14 protein-coding genes are annotated in these 17,010 nt (G+C 61.4%); 3 read left to right on the top strand and 11 right to left on the bottom strand.

All coding sequences use genetic code 11. The features are described 5' to 3' along the window. The first annotated feature begins 169 nt into the window (after positions 1-169). Together ACZLIF_RS00785 and ACZLIF_RS00780 are read left to right on the top strand one after the other, a co-directional pair. On the top strand, positions 170-538 hold the full coding sequence (locus ACZLIF_RS00785) for an H-NS histone family protein (protein WP_005407563.1): 369 nt from the start codon (positions 170-172) through the stop codon (positions 536-538). A gap of 493 nt (positions 539-1,031) precedes the next feature. Continuing rightward, positions 1,032-1,148, top strand: a complete 117-nt coding sequence (locus ACZLIF_RS00780) for a hypothetical protein (RefSeq protein ID WP_157173518.1) — start codon at positions 1,032-1,034, stop codon at positions 1,146-1,148. 65 nt (positions 1,149-1,213) lie between these two features. Here the strand turns inward: ACZLIF_RS00780 and ACZLIF_RS00775 are convergent, their stop codons facing one another. The 4 genes from ACZLIF_RS00775 to ACZLIF_RS00760 form a co-directional block, all read right to left on the bottom strand. Continuing rightward, positions 1,214-2,443 (bottom strand): TniQ family protein, encoded by a 1,230-nt coding sequence (locus tag ACZLIF_RS00775; protein ID WP_128989263.1) that lies wholly within the window; start codon positions 2,441-2,443, stop codon positions 1,214-1,216. A gap of 112 nt (positions 2,444-2,555) precedes the next feature. Next, complete coding sequence (locus tag ACZLIF_RS00770; RefSeq protein WP_230080524.1) at positions 2,556-3,437, bottom strand: ATP-binding protein; 882 nt, start codon at positions 3,435-3,437, stop codon at positions 2,556-2,558. A gap of 377 nt (positions 3,438-3,814) precedes the next feature. Beyond that, complete coding sequence (locus ACZLIF_RS00765; RefSeq protein ID WP_005407560.1) at positions 3,815-4,816, bottom strand: AAA family ATPase; 1,002 nt, start codon at positions 4,814-4,816, stop codon at positions 3,815-3,817. Next, on the bottom strand, positions 4,816-7,236 hold the full coding sequence (locus tag ACZLIF_RS00760) for an integrase catalytic domain-containing protein (protein WP_005407559.1): 2,421 nt from the start codon (positions 7,234-7,236) through the stop codon (positions 4,816-4,818). The genes ACZLIF_RS00765 and ACZLIF_RS00760 overlap by 1 nt, the downstream gene beginning before the upstream one ends. A gap of 605 nt (positions 7,237-7,841) precedes the next feature. On the opposite strand from ACZLIF_RS00760, the gene ACZLIF_RS00755 reads away from it, so the two are divergent. Then, a complete protein-coding gene (locus tag ACZLIF_RS00755; RefSeq protein WP_005407558.1) occupies positions 7,842-8,723 on the top strand; it encodes a hypothetical protein in 882 nt (293 codons plus the stop codon). A gap of 76 nt (positions 8,724-8,799) precedes the next feature. Here ACZLIF_RS00755 and ACZLIF_RS00750 read toward each other — a convergent pair whose 3' ends face one another. The 7 genes from ACZLIF_RS00750 to amt form a co-directional block, all read right to left on the bottom strand. Continuing rightward, the gene (locus tag ACZLIF_RS00750; RefSeq protein WP_005407557.1) at positions 8,800-9,378 is read right to left on the bottom strand and encodes a histidine phosphatase family protein; all 579 of its coding nucleotides are present in this window, start codon (positions 9,376-9,378) and stop codon (positions 8,800-8,802) included. Between the two features lie 300 nt (positions 9,379-9,678). After that, a complete protein-coding gene (locus ACZLIF_RS00745; protein ID WP_128989259.1) occupies positions 9,679-11,724 on the bottom strand; it encodes a TonB-dependent receptor in 2,046 nt (681 codons plus the stop codon). 82 nt (positions 11,725-11,806) lie between these two features. Beyond that, positions 11,807-12,088 carry a hypothetical protein gene (locus tag ACZLIF_RS00740; RefSeq protein ID WP_053520269.1) on the bottom strand — a complete coding sequence of 94 codons (282 nt, stop codon included), beginning with the start codon at positions 12,086-12,088 and terminating at the stop codon, positions 11,807-11,809. Positions 12,089-12,232: 144 nt separating this feature from the next. Next, a complete protein-coding gene (locus ACZLIF_RS00735; protein ID WP_128989257.1) occupies positions 12,233-13,186 on the bottom strand; it encodes an alpha/beta fold hydrolase in 954 nt (317 codons plus the stop codon). Between the two features lie 191 nt (positions 13,187-13,377). Beyond that, positions 13,378-14,538, bottom strand: a complete 1,161-nt coding sequence (gene mltA, locus ACZLIF_RS00730) for a murein transglycosylase A (protein ID WP_128990216.1) — start codon at positions 14,536-14,538, stop codon at positions 13,378-13,380. A gap of 144 nt (positions 14,539-14,682) precedes the next feature. Further along, complete coding sequence (locus tag ACZLIF_RS00725; protein ID WP_128990214.1) at positions 14,683-15,429, bottom strand: N-acetylmuramoyl-L-alanine amidase; 747 nt, start codon at positions 15,427-15,429, stop codon at positions 14,683-14,685. Between the two features lie 137 nt (positions 15,430-15,566). Next, positions 15,567-16,994: an ammonium transporter gene (gene amt / locus ACZLIF_RS00720; RefSeq protein WP_053520267.1), complete on the bottom strand. Its 1,428-nt coding sequence runs from the start codon at positions 16,992-16,994 to the stop codon at positions 15,567-15,569. Positions 16,995-17,010: the final 16 nt, after the last annotated feature.

Raw genomic sequence — 17,010 nt, 5'->3', positions numbered from 1 at the left:
TTTAGTCCTCAGGTCCATATACCACGTGAAAATCATGTGCAGCGAGAGAGTAGCTAATACGATCCACTTTAGTAGTCGATCCTGTGATTGAGCGACTCATTGTGGAGATGGAGTGACACGCAATGTCATTTGAGAATAGGCTAGGGCCTCGACACCGGGGGAAGAATTCATGACTATTGATATCAGCGGCCTTTCGGCCAAGGAACTTCGCTCACTGATTGCTCAGGCGGAGAAGCAGCAGTCTAAAGTGCTGTCACGCCCTAAGGCCACAGCGATGCGCGCCAAGATCAATAAGTACGTCAAGGATCATGGCTACACGATAGAAGAGCTCTACGGCGCTTCAGTGATCGCGCCCTCCGAAGCCGCCAAGAAGCGAGGCGATCGGAAGTCTGCCAAATCGACAGTGCCCAAGATCGCTCCCAAGTACCGTAATCCTGCAGTGCGCGGCCAGACGTGGTCCGGTCGAGGGCGGCAACCGCGATGGATAGCCGAGCTGGTAGCAAGCGGAAAATCACTGAATGACTTTCTGATCAAGTAGTGACAACGGGGCAGGCGTACACCGGTACCGCAGCCGGTCCTGAGAATCACTAGTCATCAGATCGAACAGGATGCTGGTGCGCGGAATGCCCTGCCAGGTAGGCGATCAAAGATTGGAGCTAGTCGCAGTTGATGTGACAGCGGGCGAACAGCAGGCGCTCCCCTTGCCTTTGGAGAGTGCGCTCAGGCAGCAATGTTTGCAGTATCCGCTTCTGGCCAGAAGCGGACCTGGATCAGGGCCAATGCGGCCGGGATAGCTTCGGGCCGCTGCGATCCTAGGCAACTCGGTCACTTCACCAGGTTCCAAGAGACGCCGGTGTCGAGCGGTACAGCCTACTAGCGTCGCCGAAAGCAACGGCGTTAGGTCAAAATTGCGTCGGATCCGAAGGATTAGAGCCCTCATGGCAAACCCTCGTCATGTGAACTTTCGCTAGAATCAGCTAAGCCTCCGGGGGCGGCAATGGCCAATAGAACTCAGCTTCGCCAAGCAATCATTGAAGCTCAGGCCTCGCTACGCTTGGAGGGCCTGCCCATCGGAGATCGAGATGATGACATCTATGCCGCAGCCATTGATGGTTCGCTCCGTGGACCGTTGCGCGATCTGGTCTTGAATCGTATTCGCGCCGAGTTGGGACTGGCTCACGAGACGAATGAAAATTGACAGAGGCCGCGAGGGCTAGGCGACGCTATGTGGTCGCCGGCCACCAGACGGCTGTTTTCGTAAGCGGTTCTCACTTAGCGCCTTCAGCACGTTTCGTGCTCCGAGCATCACCGAGAATCCCACATCCAGCGACACATTGCATCGCTGGCCGATTTGCTTGGCTGCCTGCTGAAGTTTGCGGTGGGATCCCGCTTGGTCTGCATCTCCTTCAACCATCTGTAGCGCAAGATCCATTGCCCTGTTCAAGTGAACTCTTTGACTGTACGGACCTTGCTCTTCGTATCTCAATTTGTACTCCTCGTAGACGTCAAGGTGCATCTCTCTTAGCAACTGCCTATTGAGCCTGAAGCGTCTAAGTACAACTTTCATCTGCGGCACATAGTGGTCTTTCTCGGATGCTTTCAGAACATCTGAAAAGCATTTGGCACATCGCTCGAGCCGCTCCGCATGCCTCCCAACAGGTAGCTTTAACGTTGCATAGCTAAACCAAAGATCCAACAGCGGCTCGGAAGCCGCCGCATCCGGGCTTAGCAAGATGTCGCGTGCTGAGATGGACTGGAGAGCGCAGAGATTGACAATGGCACGAATGGTCGTTCGACCCCTGGTCAAGTTCTTGGTAGCGCGGTAGAACTCCGCCTTGAGAGCGTTAGGATACGCGCGCCTCATCGGATGTCCGTCAACGAGCAGTTTCACGAATCGAACATAGTTTTCGAAGGGAATCTGGGGTTGTGAGGGCGTCGCGCAAAGTTCGATTATGGATGCGAGCTGCTGCTGACCCCATGCCTCGTCGCCAGTAATCGCTGCGGCGGCGCCATCACCGGAAAGCGATTGCTTGCATTTGTGGCATCTTCTACGCCGCTGGTAGTCTGTTGAGCTCGGCTGGTCCGCGCCACACCTTGAACAGGTGGTTTCGAGCTTGCATTTATGCAGGTCACACTCAGCTTGAATGTCGACGATCCACGATAGCGGCTCATATGAGAGATCATCGTCCCAATCGCGGTAGCACACTGGGCACCAGCGGCGGCGCGTTGTGTCTCGGCCTCCTCCGTAGGTTGCCAGTACGTCCTCCAAAACCCAGAATGTGCCGCACTGCAGGTCGCCCTGGGCGGTCAGCATCTTGAGCGTGCTGATACGGTGACTGAAGTCGCGGCTGGGACCGCAATACTTGCCCGAGCCCATGACTTGTCCTCTACGCCCACCATCAATAGCTGGACCGACTATCGACATCATATTGGCCATGGTCACGCCGACTGTCCACGCTTGCCGTAGAACGTAGTGCTCCAAGGATTCAACTCGCGACGTTCCCACACCCTTCAGTTGAAGTGGAGGCAAGGACGACCAGGTAAATCGCTGAATACTAGACTTCACGGCACACCTCCCCATAAGAGGAGGTCCAACTAGACGTGAGCGGTTTCGCCCTGGCTGTGGCGCTTCCAGCCTCCATTGCATCCTCGAAATCCTCGATATCTCGCCAAAGGTTGGCAAGATCGTTGTCTGAATAGTAGGAAGCCTCTATGTGACGTTTAAGGATCCGCTCGCTTCCTTCCTGCTTGGCCGCATCCGCAGCTCGCGACAGAAGCTGAGCCACCTCTCCGTAGACACCTCCCGTCGCGACCAGTAGATCCGCCGCCATTCGAATCAATAGGTCCTGTTTAGAGAAATTGTGCCTTTCGCTTAGCGAGGTAAGGAGGCGCAAGAATGGAGCCCGGTCCTCCTTTCTTCTAACGCTATATGGCGGAACCCATATAGACGTCACACTTCGGCGAAGCTCGGATTCGATCGACCAGAGTTGAACTGCCCTGTGGATCCCGGTCATTATGAGCATCGACCCGGCGGACTCTGCTAACGTCATCAAGTGCAATGCATGGTCCGCAGGTGACTTGTTTTTGTGATTCACCAGGAGCGCTGATATTTGATCGATAGCGACATACTTGCAGTCACGCGCAACCATGGACCGCCTTACAGACGACCAACACTCCGCTTCGGTGAGCCTGAGTTGATACCGTCCAAGCTGAAGGTCTCTGTCGCGAACTTCGGCTTGAATGTCCGAAGGGGGACTTGACCGAGGTGATCCGCCCTCCAGCGCCCATGTCAGAGTCGGCGCATTAAGCTCTTTCAATAACTCGCGGGCGAGGTATCGCGAACTGAAGTATGCTCCAACTGGCAAGCACGCGAACGTCTCGATGGCAGGAACTTTTCCCTTTTCCCACAGGTTTGGGTTCCCAAACATCTCACGCATAACGCTCCGACGCATCGTGGTCTTCCCTACACCCGACGGACCGATGACGAAGACCATATGCCCCGGCCTGTGATTGTCTAGAGCTGCCCTCAGGCGATCTCGCGGCCCTCTGTATGCTGAGTGCTGGAGAACTTTCATCAGAAATCCTCCGCTTTGTCGAGCGCTTCTGCACCTTCCTGCGGAGGACCTATATCTTGGCCCTCGTGACTGGTGGATTCCGCCACCTCTGCCAGGGGTGAGAGGAGTGCAATCGCAATGATTAATGCAGCTGCGAACTGCCTCCTGGCGTGCAGTTTTCGCGCGAGATCGTCGCGCCGCCGCCTTGCATCGGCGCCCCACCGGGACTGATTTGAGTCGGTAGTCACCATTTCCTTCCCTCAGGTTGGAGATCCCCAGCGCGCCTTCACATGTTCTGATCGCTCAGTGACACTGCCGGCAACCATGCTCATCTCAAATGCGTCGATGTCCCGCCATAGATTCCTAAGATCCTCACTTCCGTAGTAGGAGATCTCGATGTGTCGTTTGAGAATTCTGTTGCATCCCTCCTGCTTCGCAGCAATATCTGCCCGCCCCAGTAGTTCGACCACCTCAGCGAATACGCCGCCGGTAGCGGCAAGGATATCGTTGGCCATCCGGATTAGCAGATCATCCTGTGAAAGCCCGTAGCGAGTGGCCAATGACTTGAGCAAACGAAGGAACGGCACCTTGTCATCCCGACGCTTATCACTATATGGAGGCACCCAAACAGTTGTGACTCGGCGTCGCAACTCGGAGTTGACCGACCACAACTGCGTGGCTTTGTGCACCCCAGTCATGACGAACATCACGCCTGTGGCTTCAGCTATCGCCATCAGATGGAGGGTGTGGTCAGCGGGGGACTTGTCTCTGTGGTTGACTAGTAGCGCTGTGACCTGATCGATTGATACATACTTGCAACTACGCGCTCTCAGGCTTCGCTGCACCATCCCCCAGTACTCGCCTTCCGTCTGTCTTGTTCGCGCTAAGGACTCCCACTCCAATGTCGCAGTGGCAAGCTCGCGTCGAATTTCCAGTTTGGCGTCCTCCCCGAGATAGCTTCCATCCAGTAGCCATGCCAACGTTGGCACGTGCAACTCCTGAAGAATTGAGACAGCGAGCTGACGGGAACTGAAGTACGCGCCGTGAGGAAGTGTGGCGAATGTTTCGACCAAAGGTATCCGCCCAAGTCGCCAGCATGCAGGCTTACCAAACATCTCCCGCATCACCGAGCGCCTCATCGTTGTCTTGCCCACGCCGGATGGTCCAATAATGAAAACCATATGCCCGGGACGATGCTGGTCAAGCGCAATTCGCAATCGCTTGCGGGGGCCTTCGTATGCGGGGTGCTGAACCATCTTCATCAGTAGTCCTCCCGTTCATCGAACGGGACGATGTCCTGTGCGATCGCCGGTGGCACTGGTCCAATATCAAGGATCTCATTGCTGCTGGGCATCGCTTCGGGGGCAAGGTGCTCTGTTGCGGGCCTTGCCGCCTGGGCTTGCACTCGGCGCGAATGACGAGAACGGGCAACTTCCTTTTTTCTTTTGGCCGATTGCGACCGCAACGTGGGTGCCCAGAGCAAGTGGAAAAGTTGTTCCTGATCCGACAGCAGCGCATCGCTTTGCAGTCTGTTGTGGAAAGCCTTGAACCAATTTCCATGAACCTTCACGTAGATCACACTTGGGTCACAGCAATCGCTGCGAACCTCACTGGCATTCTCAGTTCGCAGGGCCCGTAGAAGCTCATCACTGGTGAACCAACCATCGGCAGTGCGTACGCCACGCTGGCGGTCGATTCGCTTCTTGGTCTCCACCTTGATCGCAGTTCTGATTAGGAACCCATCGTCCCATTCGCATGGTGTTCCGACGGCGCCGTAGGCCGCAAGCGCCTCAACCCTCTTCTCGGCTGGCGTTGCATCATCTGGGCCCGGTGTCATAGGAAGGTCGTGATAGACGAACTTCAGGAACTCCTCGTGCACACGGACAAAGTCCGTCCTCGCATTGTTTCGGCTCTTGAACCTGCCGTCGACCTTACGTCCCATCTGGTCGGGCCGCGTGCTTCCCGGGAATCGCTGTGCTACTTGTTCATTGACCTGCTTGATGGCGTTCTCAGCAATGCCATTCCAGGCGCTGCCCGCCGTTGGGGAGAACCTTAGACTGATCTCGCCATGGCAGAAATCTTGTAGCCAGCGGGAGGTGTTCTCCGGCCCTCGATCCAGATGGATCAACTTGGGTAGGAAGCCCTGTCTTTTGACGTACTCACGCATGAGCAATGCCAAGGCGTCGGTTCTTGCTGATCCAAATACCAATGCATGAGCCATCGGATAGCCCGTCGCTCCGTCTATGCCGATATAGAACTTTGCTTTGCTTGCTGGGAAGCAGTGAATCAGGTTCGGCGCGCAGCGAACATCCAGATCCGACGAATCCACGTGCAGTGTGTGGCCATATCCGATCGGAGGCAGCGAGCGATGGCGAGGATCGGTGCGTGTACGCGTCGCGTGGTAGGCGCGAAAGCCGCCCGTGGATAGCGCATGGCGTGTTGGGCTCTCGCTTCTTCGTCTAGCATCCAGTCGGCCCCTACCGCAGGGCTCAACTCCTAACCGAAGGCACTCCTCTTCGAACACATAGAGCAAGTCCTTCGGTCTATGTACCCTCCCGGTGTTCCAGTGCAGCGCGATGACGGTCTCTATGGCTTGTTCGTGTTCCGGAAGCAGGCGCGATGCTCGGTTTCCGCTAAACGCATATTTGGTAAGACAAGCCGAAAGCGCGGATCTTCCTTCGGCAACAGCCTTTCGAACATGTCGCTGCAGAGCGCCCATCCGTCGTGTTGCGGGCAGACTTCCGGCCTCAATCAGCGCAAGCCTACTGAGTCGCTGGTGTGCCCGCTGGAGGTCTGTAGCGCTTGCCACCAGCAATGGATCATCCACAGCTGGTTGCGACTGAGCTTTGACAATGGCTCCAAGCAGTAGCTCGTCCGCCTCCTTGGCCTGCTCCTTCGTGCCATACAGATGGAAGCGGTCAGTCCTAGCCGCGGGAGTGCTCTGCCATGGACCGAAGGCCGCCGATCTTCCCAGCATCCAAAGCGCTAGGCGCGGTGTGAAACCAGGCACCTCAGCGAAGAGACTGTCCAGCAGAAGGGGGCGCTTGGCGATTAGCCCAGCTGCCTTGGATACTGCGGTAGTTTCATGTTGCTGAAGGGCATCACCGGCTATCGCGTAGCACGCCTCAAGGTTTTGGAGGTACACACCGGTTGGAGTGGGCGGTACCCAGACTCTGAACACCAGGCCATGCTGCTGCGCCCATTGGGCGTAGGGGGAGTAGGTCCATACCGCGTCCTGCTTGACCCAAAGGGAGTCCGGAAGCGCCAGTTGACTCTCCAGCCACGATAGCGGCTTGCACTCCACTAGCTCTACGTGGTCCCTGCGAAATACAAGAAAATCCACATGTGCAGTGCTGATGTGATTGCGCCCGGACGCCGTGGTGCGCTGCACGCGGCGGCATGGTACTTGTACGTAGTAGCCCAGCACCTCGGGATCAAGCTCAAGCTCATAGGCGAAGACCAACTCGCACGTGTGGCTTTCAACTGTTCGCGCACTACCGTTCTTGATTGAGTTGTGTCTAACACGAACGTTTCTCAGCGCCGCCTTGCCTACGGTCTTGGTTCCGCTGCCGGCAATCATGTTCTCGAGCTGCCGAATACTGAGCTCACTTGCTTTTATGCGGGTGTAAAGAAGGTGACGGTCTTCAAACGTTAAGCCACCAAATTTTGGGTCTGTGGACATGCCGATTCCTCATGCGCACCCCACGGTGGCACCGTCCCAAAGGCCTGGGCGAGCCTTACCAGGCGAGTCGGACATAGGTGCCCGTGACAGGCCTGCGCAGGCTTGACAGGGGAGTCAGGGAAGGGGAAAGTATCGGCAAGACCTGCAAAGTCGCCGACCTGAAAACCCGTGAGTCCTACCTCACGGGTTTTTTCTTTCCAACTTCCGGCAAGGGAAGTTCAGATTGGGCTAGGTCATGGGCTGCCTGCCTCCCTCGGAGATTGAGGTACCTGAGATCGAAGGTATGCGCTGACATCGGCGGCGTGAGCGAACCACCCGCGACGACCTTGTGGACGAAACAGCGTCACTGGCAAACGACCTGTGGCGCTTGCCCGCCTAAGTGCTGCCGGGCTATTGAACCCGAGCAGTCGCGACAGGTCTTTGGCCGGCACTAGCCCGCCATAGGTTTGCGCCACCCAAGCCACAGACAATGCATCCGGCTCTTTACTTGGTAGGCTCACGTACGCTCCAGTGATGCTAGGTTCCAGGTAACCCTAGCGCTCTACCGTAGCCTTTTCATCCAGCAAAACTACCCTTCCAACGTCTACTTTTTTTGGAGGTTTCCGATGGGGGAGTTGCACGAAGCTTGCCAAGCACTCCAAGCGATGCAGTGCTCCAATTTAGGTCGTCCTGCCTCTGATGCATCGGACAGGCTGCACTCCAGGATTCTCTGGAATACATGGTCTCTGGTGGAAGGCGGGGAGGAAGAGTTGAGGGCACGCTATGTTCTTCGGCGCCAGAGCCTAGATGGTGCGTTGATGATGCGCAGCGATGAGTTCAGTGCATATCGGCGGGGATTGCGATCACTATCACTGAGGCGGCGCAAGCACCTTGCCCTGCAGCACCCCCAACTTGAGGCGGTGCTTAAGTGGCCCTTTGCAGCCCTCAGCCATCGAGAGTGGGATATGAGGACAGTTGTTGGCTGGAATCGCCTATTTACATCCAGCGCCGGGCTGCTCGGGGTGCGCTATTCATTCCCAGGCGACACGGCCAGCACTGATGAGAACCGCTTGCCGGTGATGGCATATGACCTGGATGGCCTGTATCAACGAGGTGACATCTATGGCTTTCTCATGCTCGCCTGCGCGTATCGCCTGTTCCACTTGCAGCGGTTGGCTGATCGCCAGTGGTATGCGGCAAGCCACATGATACGAGCACTATCTGGAGCATGCAGAGATCCCAGAGTGCGTCCATACGCTCATGAGTTGATCACACAGACGAAGCAACTTCTTCGCCTGCTGCCGGACACGAGCTTTCCAATTCACGTGAATGACGACGTGATCTGGGATCAGATCCGGAACGACGTCCACGAGCCCTCGTACTTGATGAGGCGGGCTGCTGAAAGGCGTGGCGTTCACATCCCAGAGCCTGTGAGCCCAATCATCTCCTACCGATACCAAAAGTGTGCCCCTCATCAACAGCCTTTGCTGTTCGCGCGTAACGGGTAGTCTTCTGATCCGACCAGGCCAAAGATCTGCGGCCGGGGGGCGGGGCCGGGAGGTTGGCAGTATCCGCGATCGCCTTCTATTTGAAAGATACCCTCTGGCAATGGGCTATAGGCTGATCCAAATCCAGCTTTCTAAACGCGCCCATCGCTGCAGCGTTCACCACGGAGGGAGCCTTGCTCCCGCAAATCCAGCGCATTGCCTGCATCAATTGGCCGTGGCTAAACACGACCAACTGCTCATGCGCGGAATAGGATTTAAGAATGCGCAGCGATCGCGCAGCGCGGGCAACTAGCTGGGCAAATGACTCGGCACCAGGTCCATCCACATAGTTTGGATCGCAACGGGACCAGTAGTCCTCTACCCACTGCTTGCGGTCTGCTGCCGAGGTGCCCACGCACCGCTCAGGCGACAGATAAGTGAACTCGTGAACCCCCAGGGGCGCAACGACCATCTTGAAGCGTTCGGCGAGTGGTTGTGATGTCTGCCTAGCCCGGAGGAATGGTGAGGTAAAGATGCGGTCAGGCGCAGCCGACCAGGTCATTGCCAATGCGCGAGCCTGCTCCTCCCCTGCGGCAGTAAGGGCAATGGATTCGGGATCGGCGGTTGCAAATCCCGCATTAGCCATGCTTTGCGCATGCCTAACTACCACTAGCATCTTCCCTCTCCCCCTGTTCTGTTTGTCTTCTGGGCAGGTGCCTGCCGCCCGTCTCGGATGCACCCTGACTCCGACGCATAGGCCCTTCTAAGGCAGTACCTAGTGCTGTTAGGCCGCCTCGCATTGTCGCAATGGTCCTGGACCATTGTCTGCTGCGGCGGGCTACGCTCGTTTGCCTCGCACCACACAATCTTTGCCACTCAATGGGGGGCAAAGCATGGTCCAAACCCTCACAGGCTGCACAGACTTTGGGGTTCCGGTGGGCACCTACTTTGGTGATGGGATCAGCGCCCCGCCGGGCTACAGCTTCATGCTGAGGCCGACGAAGACGGTGCGGCCGGGGGCAGGCGAGAACATCGGCCGGGCACTGTCCCAGAAGAAGCTGTCGTACCACGCGTAGGCGTACTCCCGTCCGGTGACGTTCTTCAGCTGCAGGTCCACGCTCCAGCGCGGATTGATCCGGTACGCGGCAGTGAGGTCGAGCACGGCGAAGCCGCCGAACCTGCCGGCCACGTTGCGCTCTTCCAGGTAGTAGTCGCCCTGCGCGCGCGCCTGCAGGCCCAGCCGCAGTGCCTGGCTGGCCTGGTAGTCCACGCCCAGGTTGCTGATGTGGCGCGGGGTGGCGGCCACTTCGCGACCCTGCAGGGACACGCCGGGGGCGCGGTTGTCACGGGTGATCTTCGCTTCCTGGTACGCATGCGAGGCCCACACCGTCCAGTCGTCGCCCACCTGCAGGCTCAACTGCGCGTCCACGCCACGGCGCCGGGTCTTGCCCAGGGTGACGGTGGTGCCGGTGGCCGGCATGTTGGACACCTCGTTCTCCGCATCCTGCTGCCATATCGCCAGGCGGGCCTGGGCGCCGTCAAAGGGCTGGAACTTCAGGCCCAGCTCCATGCCGGTGTTGGTGGAAGGGCGCATCGGCGTCTGCCCGGGCGTGAGATAGGCCGGCGCGGTGGCGCCGGTCAGCACCTGGAACGTGCGGCCCCAGTTCGCGTAGACGTGGGTGGTGTCGCCCAGGCTGTGGATGACGCTCAGCTTGGGCTGGCCGATGGTGCCGTAGTCCTGCAGCCGCCCGCGGGTGCCATCCATCAACCGCGTGCGACCATTGAAGCGGTCCACGCGATAGGCCGGCACGATCTTCCAGGCGGCGGCTGGCTGATAGATGGCCTGCAGATAAGCGCCCACGTTGTCGAAGCTGTGGCGGTCGTCGTTCTGCACGCGGGCCGGCGGGCGGGTGAAATCGGTGGGTTCGGCGTAGGCATACCGCTCGCGGATGTAACCGTTGTCCTGCTGCTCGTAGTTCAACCCGCCCTCCACCGTCAGCGTGGCTGCGGGCTGCCAGGTAAGCGTGGTGAGCAGACCGGCCTGGCGCTCGTCCCACAGCCGCCGCTGGCGCGGCAGGTTGCCGGTGGGCAGGTCGCTGAAGGTCACGCGCCGATCGTCCTGGTAACGGTTGTAGTACAGCCGGGTGCCGAGAACGAGCGCGTCGGACAGCTTCAGGTCCAGATGCGCAGCGAACTGGCGCATGTCGCGGTCGTCGCCGTCATGGGCGTTGCGCAGGTCGCTGCCACGGCGGTGCGTGCGCAGTTCCTCGGCCGTCATGAAGCCGGGCTCGTCCGCCTCGTGGTGATAGGCGCGCGCGGTGAGGCCCACGCGCAGGCCATCGTCCAGTGAACCGTAGAACCACTTGCCACCCAGCGAGTACTTCCTGGAGGTGTCGTGCTCGCGATAACCGTCGCTGGCCTGGGTGCCGATGAAGTAGTTCTGCGCGAAGCCGTTGAGTTCGCGGCCCACCGCCAGCTGCGCATCGCGCGTGTTGTAGCTGCCATAGGCCAGCCGCGCATCGGTGTAACTGCCGCCCTGGCGGGTGCCGAAGTTCACGTTGCCGCCGATGTTGTGCAGCCCATAACGCGGATCGTTGGTCCCGCGCATCACCTCGATGTAGCTGATTTCCAGCGGGAACAGCATGTCGATGAAGCGCTGGTTGCCGCTGTTGACGTTGCTCGGGATGCCATCGATCAGGGTCTTGATGGCATTGAGGTAACCCTCGCCATTGAAGGCGCGGAAGCTGACCTTGCCCGACTCGGCACCCTGGCGTGTTTCGGTCAGCTGGATGCCGGGCATCTGCCCCAGCAGTTCCCAGCTGTGGGACACGGTGCGGTCTTCAATCTGGTCTGCGCCCAGAACGTCGACGGAGGTGAGTACCTGGTGCGCGCTGAGGGCGCCTTCCCGGTGCTGGTGGACATCGACCTTGCCCAGGGTGAGCGCCGCGTCGGCTGACTGCGCCAATGCGTCAGGGGCAAGGGGAGCCGCCGCCAGGGCGGCCAGCAGCGTGGGGGTCTTCATGGGGAAGGAGATGGAGTGCCAAAAATGAAACTTTATAACATTTCAGTTCTGGCAACCATCGGGGACGCCGGTCTGCCGGGCGTCAGGCAGACGGATACCCGGTCGCTTCCCTGGCCTTCTTCCACGCGATTTCAAATTCGCGCGCGCTGATCTCATCGTCGGAATCGAAATCCAGGAACGAGACGGGCTGGTCGGCCAGCATGAAACGGTCATCGCTCTGGCCGTTTTCATCGGCCCATACCAGCTTGGAGCCGTAGATCTCCACCTGGCGGACGATCCTGTCGCCCCGTGCTTCCATCAGCACGTTGCCCTTGCCGAGGCCCGATTCGGCCCAGTGCTTGTAGTACTTCTTTGCGTTCTTCATTGCCGGAGTCCTGGCTGTGGAGGCAGCCGGAGAGTTCAGAGGGCGGCATTATCGCCCAGCGGGCACCGCAGGGGCCCTGCGATGACCTGCCATTCGCCCGTCGATCACGGCAGAAGGCCCCGGCTCACCGCCGGGGCCCTGCACTCACTTCTGCTGCAGAAAGGCCAGCAGGTCCTGGTTGACCTTGTCCTTGTGGGTTTCGGTCAGGCCATGCGGCGCACCCGGGTAGACGATCAGGCGGGCGCCCTTGATCAGCTTGGCCGACATGCGGCCGGCAACGTCGATGGGCACGATCTGATCGTCATCACCGTGGATCACCAGCGTCGGCACGTCGAACTTCTTCAGGTCCTGGCGGAAATCGGTTGCCGAGAATGCGGCGATCGAATCGTAGGTGTTCTTGTGCCCGCCCAGCATGCCCTGCGCCCACCAGGCGTCGATCATGGCCTGCGAAACCTTCGCGCCCGGGCGGTTGAAGCCATAGAACGGGCCGGAGGGAATGTCGCGGTACAGCTGCGAGCGGTTTTCCAGCTGCGCCTTGCGCAGGCCATCGAACACTTCGATCGGTACGCCGCCGGGGTTGTCGGCGGTCTTGAGCATGAGGGGCGGCACCGAGCTGATCAGCACGGCCTTCTTCACCCGGCCGGTGCCATGGCGGCCGATGTAGCGCGCCACTTCGCCCCCCCCGGTGGAGAAGCCCACCAGCGTCACGTCATGCAGATCCAGCGTGTTGATCACCGTGGCCAGGTCATCGGCATAGTGGTCCATGTCGTTGCCTTCCCACGGCTGGCTGGAGCGTCCATGACCGCGGCGGTCATGCGCGATCACGCGGTAGCCATGGTCGGCCAGGAAGATCATCTGCGATTCCCAGCTGTCCGAGTCCAGCGGCCAGCCGTGGCTGAAGGTGACCACCGGGCCATCCTTCGGACCCCAGTCCTTGTAGTAGAGCTGCACGCCATCGGCGGTGGTGAGGGTGCTGGCGGTACGGGCGACGGCGGTGACGGCGGTGGAGGGCGCCGCTTGCGCAGCCTGGGCGGACAGGCCGGCCTGCAGGGACAGAGCCAGGGCAGTGGAGGCCAGGGTGCGGGTGACGGTGTTCATGGTGGAATCTCCTGCGAAGTGAGTGGGTTTCGACAGGTCCACTTTGCGCCCCTTTCCAGGACTATTTGCTACGTAAAGTCCTTAAAATTTAACCGTTCGTCCGCAAATCCCCATGGCCCGCGACCGCTACCTCGCGCGGGCATCGCCGCGGCCCGGTCAGCGGTCAGCGGTCAGCGGTCAGCGGTCAGCGGTCAGCGGGCCGGCAATGCCACACCCTCCGGCCACAGCATCCACAGGCTGCCCTGCTGCTTCATGTCGCCGGCCAGCTTCCCAGCGGCATCACCGGTGCCCCAGTACAGGTCGGCGCGGACTTCGCCGGCAATGGCGCCACCGGTGTCCTGCGCGGCCACCGGGCGTACCAGCGGCGTACCGTCCGGACGGGTGGTCGACAGCCACAGCAGGCTGCCCAGCGGTACCACGGTGCGATCCACGGCAACGCTGTAGCCGGCAGTCAGCGGTACGTTCAACGAACCGCGCGGGCCTTCCGGGCTGTCGGCGCTGCGCACGAAGAACACGTAGCTGGGATTGCTGCGCAGCAGCTCCGGAACACGCGCGGGATTGGCCTTCGCCCACGTGCGGATGGCGTCCATGGTGACGTCTTCCTTGCGCAGCTCGCCCTGCTCCACCAGCCAGCGGCCGATGGCGCGATAGGGATGGCCGTTCTGCTCGGCGTAGGCCAGCCGCACCTGCGTGCCATCGGCCAGGCGCACCCGGCCCGAGCCCTGGATCTGCAGCAGCTGCAGGTCCATCGGATCGGTCAGCCAGGCCAGTACCGGCGCCTTGGCACCCTTGCCGGCGATGGTGCCTGCGTCGTCATAGGGCTTGAGTACCTTGCCGTCCAGGCGGCCGCGCAGGCGCTTGCCCTTCAGTTCGGGGTAGACGCTGTCCAGCTGCACCACGATCAGATCATCGGGGGTGCCATAGACCGGCACTGTTGCCGTGTCCGTGCGGCTGAGGCTGCCGGGATAGATCGGCTCGTAGTAGCCGGTGATCAGGCCTTCGGCCTGCTGGCCACCCGCACGCAGCGCATACACGTCCAGATCACGCTGCAGGAACTGGCGGATGGCGGCCGGGTCCTTGTCTGAAACCGCAGCGGCTGTGGCGCAGGGTCTGGCCCAGACCGCATCGTTCTTCAGGCGGGTGCAGCTGCTGCGCCAGGCGACGAAGCCGGCCTGCAGGTCGCTGTCCGAGACCGGTGGCAGCGCATTCCATTCAACCCTGGCGTAGGTGGCCGCAGCGGGCGTGGCAGCGGCAGGTGCGCCTGGGCGGGTGCCGGTGGTGGAACACGCGGCGAGCAGGGCTGCACCGAGCAGGAGGAGCAGCGCGCGCGGCAACGACTTAACAGTGATCATGGTCGCAATGTAGTGGGGCGGGTGCTGGCCCGGCAACCTCATGCAGGTGTAGTGCGGGCCCATGGCCGGCGGAAAGCGGATCCCGCGCTGTGCGCTCGCCGGGCATGGCCCGGCGCTACCGGCATTCCGACCCGGCGCTGCCGGTCACGGCGTCTGCAGCAGCAGCGAGTACAGGATGCGCGCGTCTTCCGCATCCAGCGTCTTCGGCAGATCATCGCTGCCACGGAATCGACGGTGGAAAGCAGCCACCGCCGCGTCCCGATCCTCCAGCGGGTAACCGAAGCGGGCCAGCGCATTCCAGGCATCGAAGCCTTCCGGTGCGGGGCCATCGCTGGCACGCGGCCACACGCCGAAGCCGGCCTCTGCCAGCTGCTGCCACGGGAAGAAACGGCTGGGATCCTGCTTGCGCGTCGGCGCCAGGTCGGCGTGGCCGATGACCTGCCGCGGCGGAATGTCCAGGCGCGCGGTGAGGTCGCGCAGCAGCACGATCAACGATTCGATCTGCGCCGCGCTGAAGGGTGTGCGGCCGTTGTTGTCCAGCTCGATGCCGATGGACGCCGAGTTGAGGTCGGTGATGGTGCCCCATCGGCCCGTGCCGGCATGCCAGGCACGACGTTGATCGCTCACCAGCTGGTAGCGCTGGCCGTCGGCGCCGATCAGGTAATGCGCGCTGACCCGGCCGCCACTGTTGGCGGTGCGCAGCGTGCGCAGGCTCTGCTGCACCGAATCCTGTTCGGTGTGGTGGATGACGATGATGACCGGACCCCGCGCGTTGTGGTTCGGCGAGGGCACCCAGGTCGCGAGCGGATTGCGCGGCTCCGGCGGAGCGGACGCACAGGCGGCCAGCAGCAGGCAGGCCGAGAGCAGCAGGGACGTGCGGATCGGGTGCATGCCCCTGATTGTGCGCGATCGGGATGGATCGTGCATGGAGGGGCACGCGGCGCGTGGCCGGTGCCCTGACGGACGCAGCCGGGCATGGCCCGGCTGCACAGCGTGCGGGCGGCCCTTCCGGACCGCCCGCCCCTGCATCAGGCCTCGTACGCGGATTCGCCGTGCGAGGTGACGTCCAGGCCGGTACGTTCGGCCTCTTCGGTCACGCGCAGGCCGACCACCACCTTCACCAGCAGCAGGATGACCGCGGTCACCACGGCGGACCAGACCACCGTCAGGCCGACGCTGACCACCTGCACCCACACCTGGTGGCCAATATCCAGATCGGCCTTGGTGCCGCCCAGCGACTGCGCACTGAACACACCGGTGAGGATCGCGCCGACGATGCCGCCGACGCCGTGCACGCCGAACACGTCGGCCGTGTCATCCACCTTCAGCAGGCGCTTGAGACCGGTGACGCCCCACACGCAGACGGTGCCGGCGACGAAACCAATGACGATGGCCCCCAGCGGCCCGACCGTGCCGCACGCGGGCGTGATGCCGACCAGGCCGGCCACCGCGCCGGAGGCCGCACCCAGCGCCGACGGCTTGCCCTTGCCGATGGCTTCCACCAGCGTCCAGCCCAGCACTGCGGCGGCGGTGGCCAGCACGGTGTTGAGGAAGGCCAGCGATGCCACGGTATCGGCCGCGGCGGCGGAGCCGGCGTTGAAGCCGAACCAGCCCACCCACAGCAGCATCGCGCCGATGTAGGTGAACGGTACGTTGTGCGGCTTCAGCGCGGTCTGGCCGTAGCCGAGGCGCTTGCCGACGAACCACGCGGCGACCAGGCCGGCAACGCCGGCGTTGATGTGCACCACGGTACCGCCAGCGAAGTCGATCGCGCCCAGCTCACCCAGGTAGCCACCGCCCCAGACGATATGCGCCATCGGGATGTAGCTGAAGGTGAACCACAATGCCGAGAACAGCAGCACCGCACGGAACTTGATGCGCTCGGCGAAGGCACCGACGATCAGCGCGGTGGTGATGCCGGCGAAAGTCGACTGGAAGGCGACGAACAGATAATCCGGCAGGCCCGCGATCGGCGTGTTGCCCACCGAGTCGGGCGTGAAGCCCTTCAGGAACGCGAACTCGGTGAATGAACCGAAGAACGGATTGCCGGCGCTGAACACCGCGCTGTAGCCGTAGGACACCCACAGCAGCAGCACCAGCGAGAACACCACCAGGATCTGGCTCAGCACGGACAGCACGTTCTTCGAACGCACCAGGCCGCCGTAGAACAGGGCCAGGCCCGGCACCACCATCAACAGCACCAGCAGGGTGGAGGTCAGCATCCAGGCGACGTCGCCGTGATCGAAGGCCGGGGCCGCAGCCTCGGCAGCCGCGGGAGCGGCGGCGGCCGGTGCCTGCAGCGGCTCGACCGCTACCGGTTCACTGCTCAACGGTGTCACCTGGGCCTGGGCGTGGGCATTTCCCGGCCAGACGCCCGCGGCCAGCGCGCTGAGCAGCATCAGCAGGCACACGAGATGGAACCGGGCTTGCCACCCGGTAAGAAGGCGCATCTTCATTGGGGGAGTCTCCGGA

Source organism: Stenotrophomonas sp. 2201_Sma (assembly GCF_056486685.1).
This window is presented reverse-complemented; position numbering and strand designations above follow the sequence as displayed.

What these genes read in the sequence shown, in the direction of transcription:
- ACZLIF_RS00770 (WP_230080524.1), bottom strand. Translation starts at nt 3,437, where the DNA reads ATGCGTGAGATGTTTGGGAACCCAAACCTGTGGGAAAAGGGAAAAGTT.
- ACZLIF_RS00785 (WP_005407563.1), top strand. Translation starts at nt 170, where the DNA reads ATGACTATTGATATCAGCGGCCTTTCGGCCAAGGAACTTCGCTCACTG.
- ACZLIF_RS00755 (WP_005407558.1), top strand. Translation starts at nt 7,842, where the DNA reads ATGGGGGAGTTGCACGAAGCTTGCCAAGCACTCCAAGCGATGCAGTGC.
- ACZLIF_RS00750 (WP_005407557.1), bottom strand. Translation starts at nt 9,378, where the DNA reads ATGCTAGTGGTAGTTAGGCATGCGCAAAGCATGGCTAATGCGGGATTT.
- ACZLIF_RS00745 (WP_128989259.1), bottom strand. Translation starts at nt 11,724, where the DNA reads ATGAAGACCCCCACGCTGCTGGCCGCCCTGGCGGCGGCTCCCCTTGCC.
- mltA (WP_128990216.1), bottom strand. Translation starts at nt 14,538, where the DNA reads ATGATCACTGTTAAGTCGTTGCCGCGCGCGCTGCTCCTCCTGCTCGGT.
- ACZLIF_RS00760 (WP_005407559.1), bottom strand. Translation starts at nt 7,236, where the DNA reads ATGTCCACAGACCCAAAATTTGGTGGCTTAACGTTTGAAGACCGTCAC.
- amt (WP_053520267.1), bottom strand. Translation starts at nt 16,994, where the DNA reads ATGAAGATGCGCCTTCTTACCGGGTGGCAAGCCCGGTTCCATCTCGTG.
- ACZLIF_RS00740 (WP_053520269.1), bottom strand. Translation starts at nt 12,088, where the DNA reads ATGAAGAACGCAAAGAAGTACTACAAGCACTGGGCCGAATCGGGCCTC.
- ACZLIF_RS00725 (WP_128990214.1), bottom strand. Translation starts at nt 15,429, where the DNA reads ATGCACCCGATCCGCACGTCCCTGCTGCTCTCGGCCTGCCTGCTGCTG.
- ACZLIF_RS00765 (WP_005407560.1), bottom strand. Translation starts at nt 4,816, where the DNA reads ATGAAGATGGTTCAGCACCCCGCATACGAAGGCCCCCGCAAGCGATTG.
- ACZLIF_RS00735 (WP_128989257.1), bottom strand. Translation starts at nt 13,186, where the DNA reads ATGAACACCGTCACCCGCACCCTGGCCTCCACTGCCCTGGCTCTGTCC.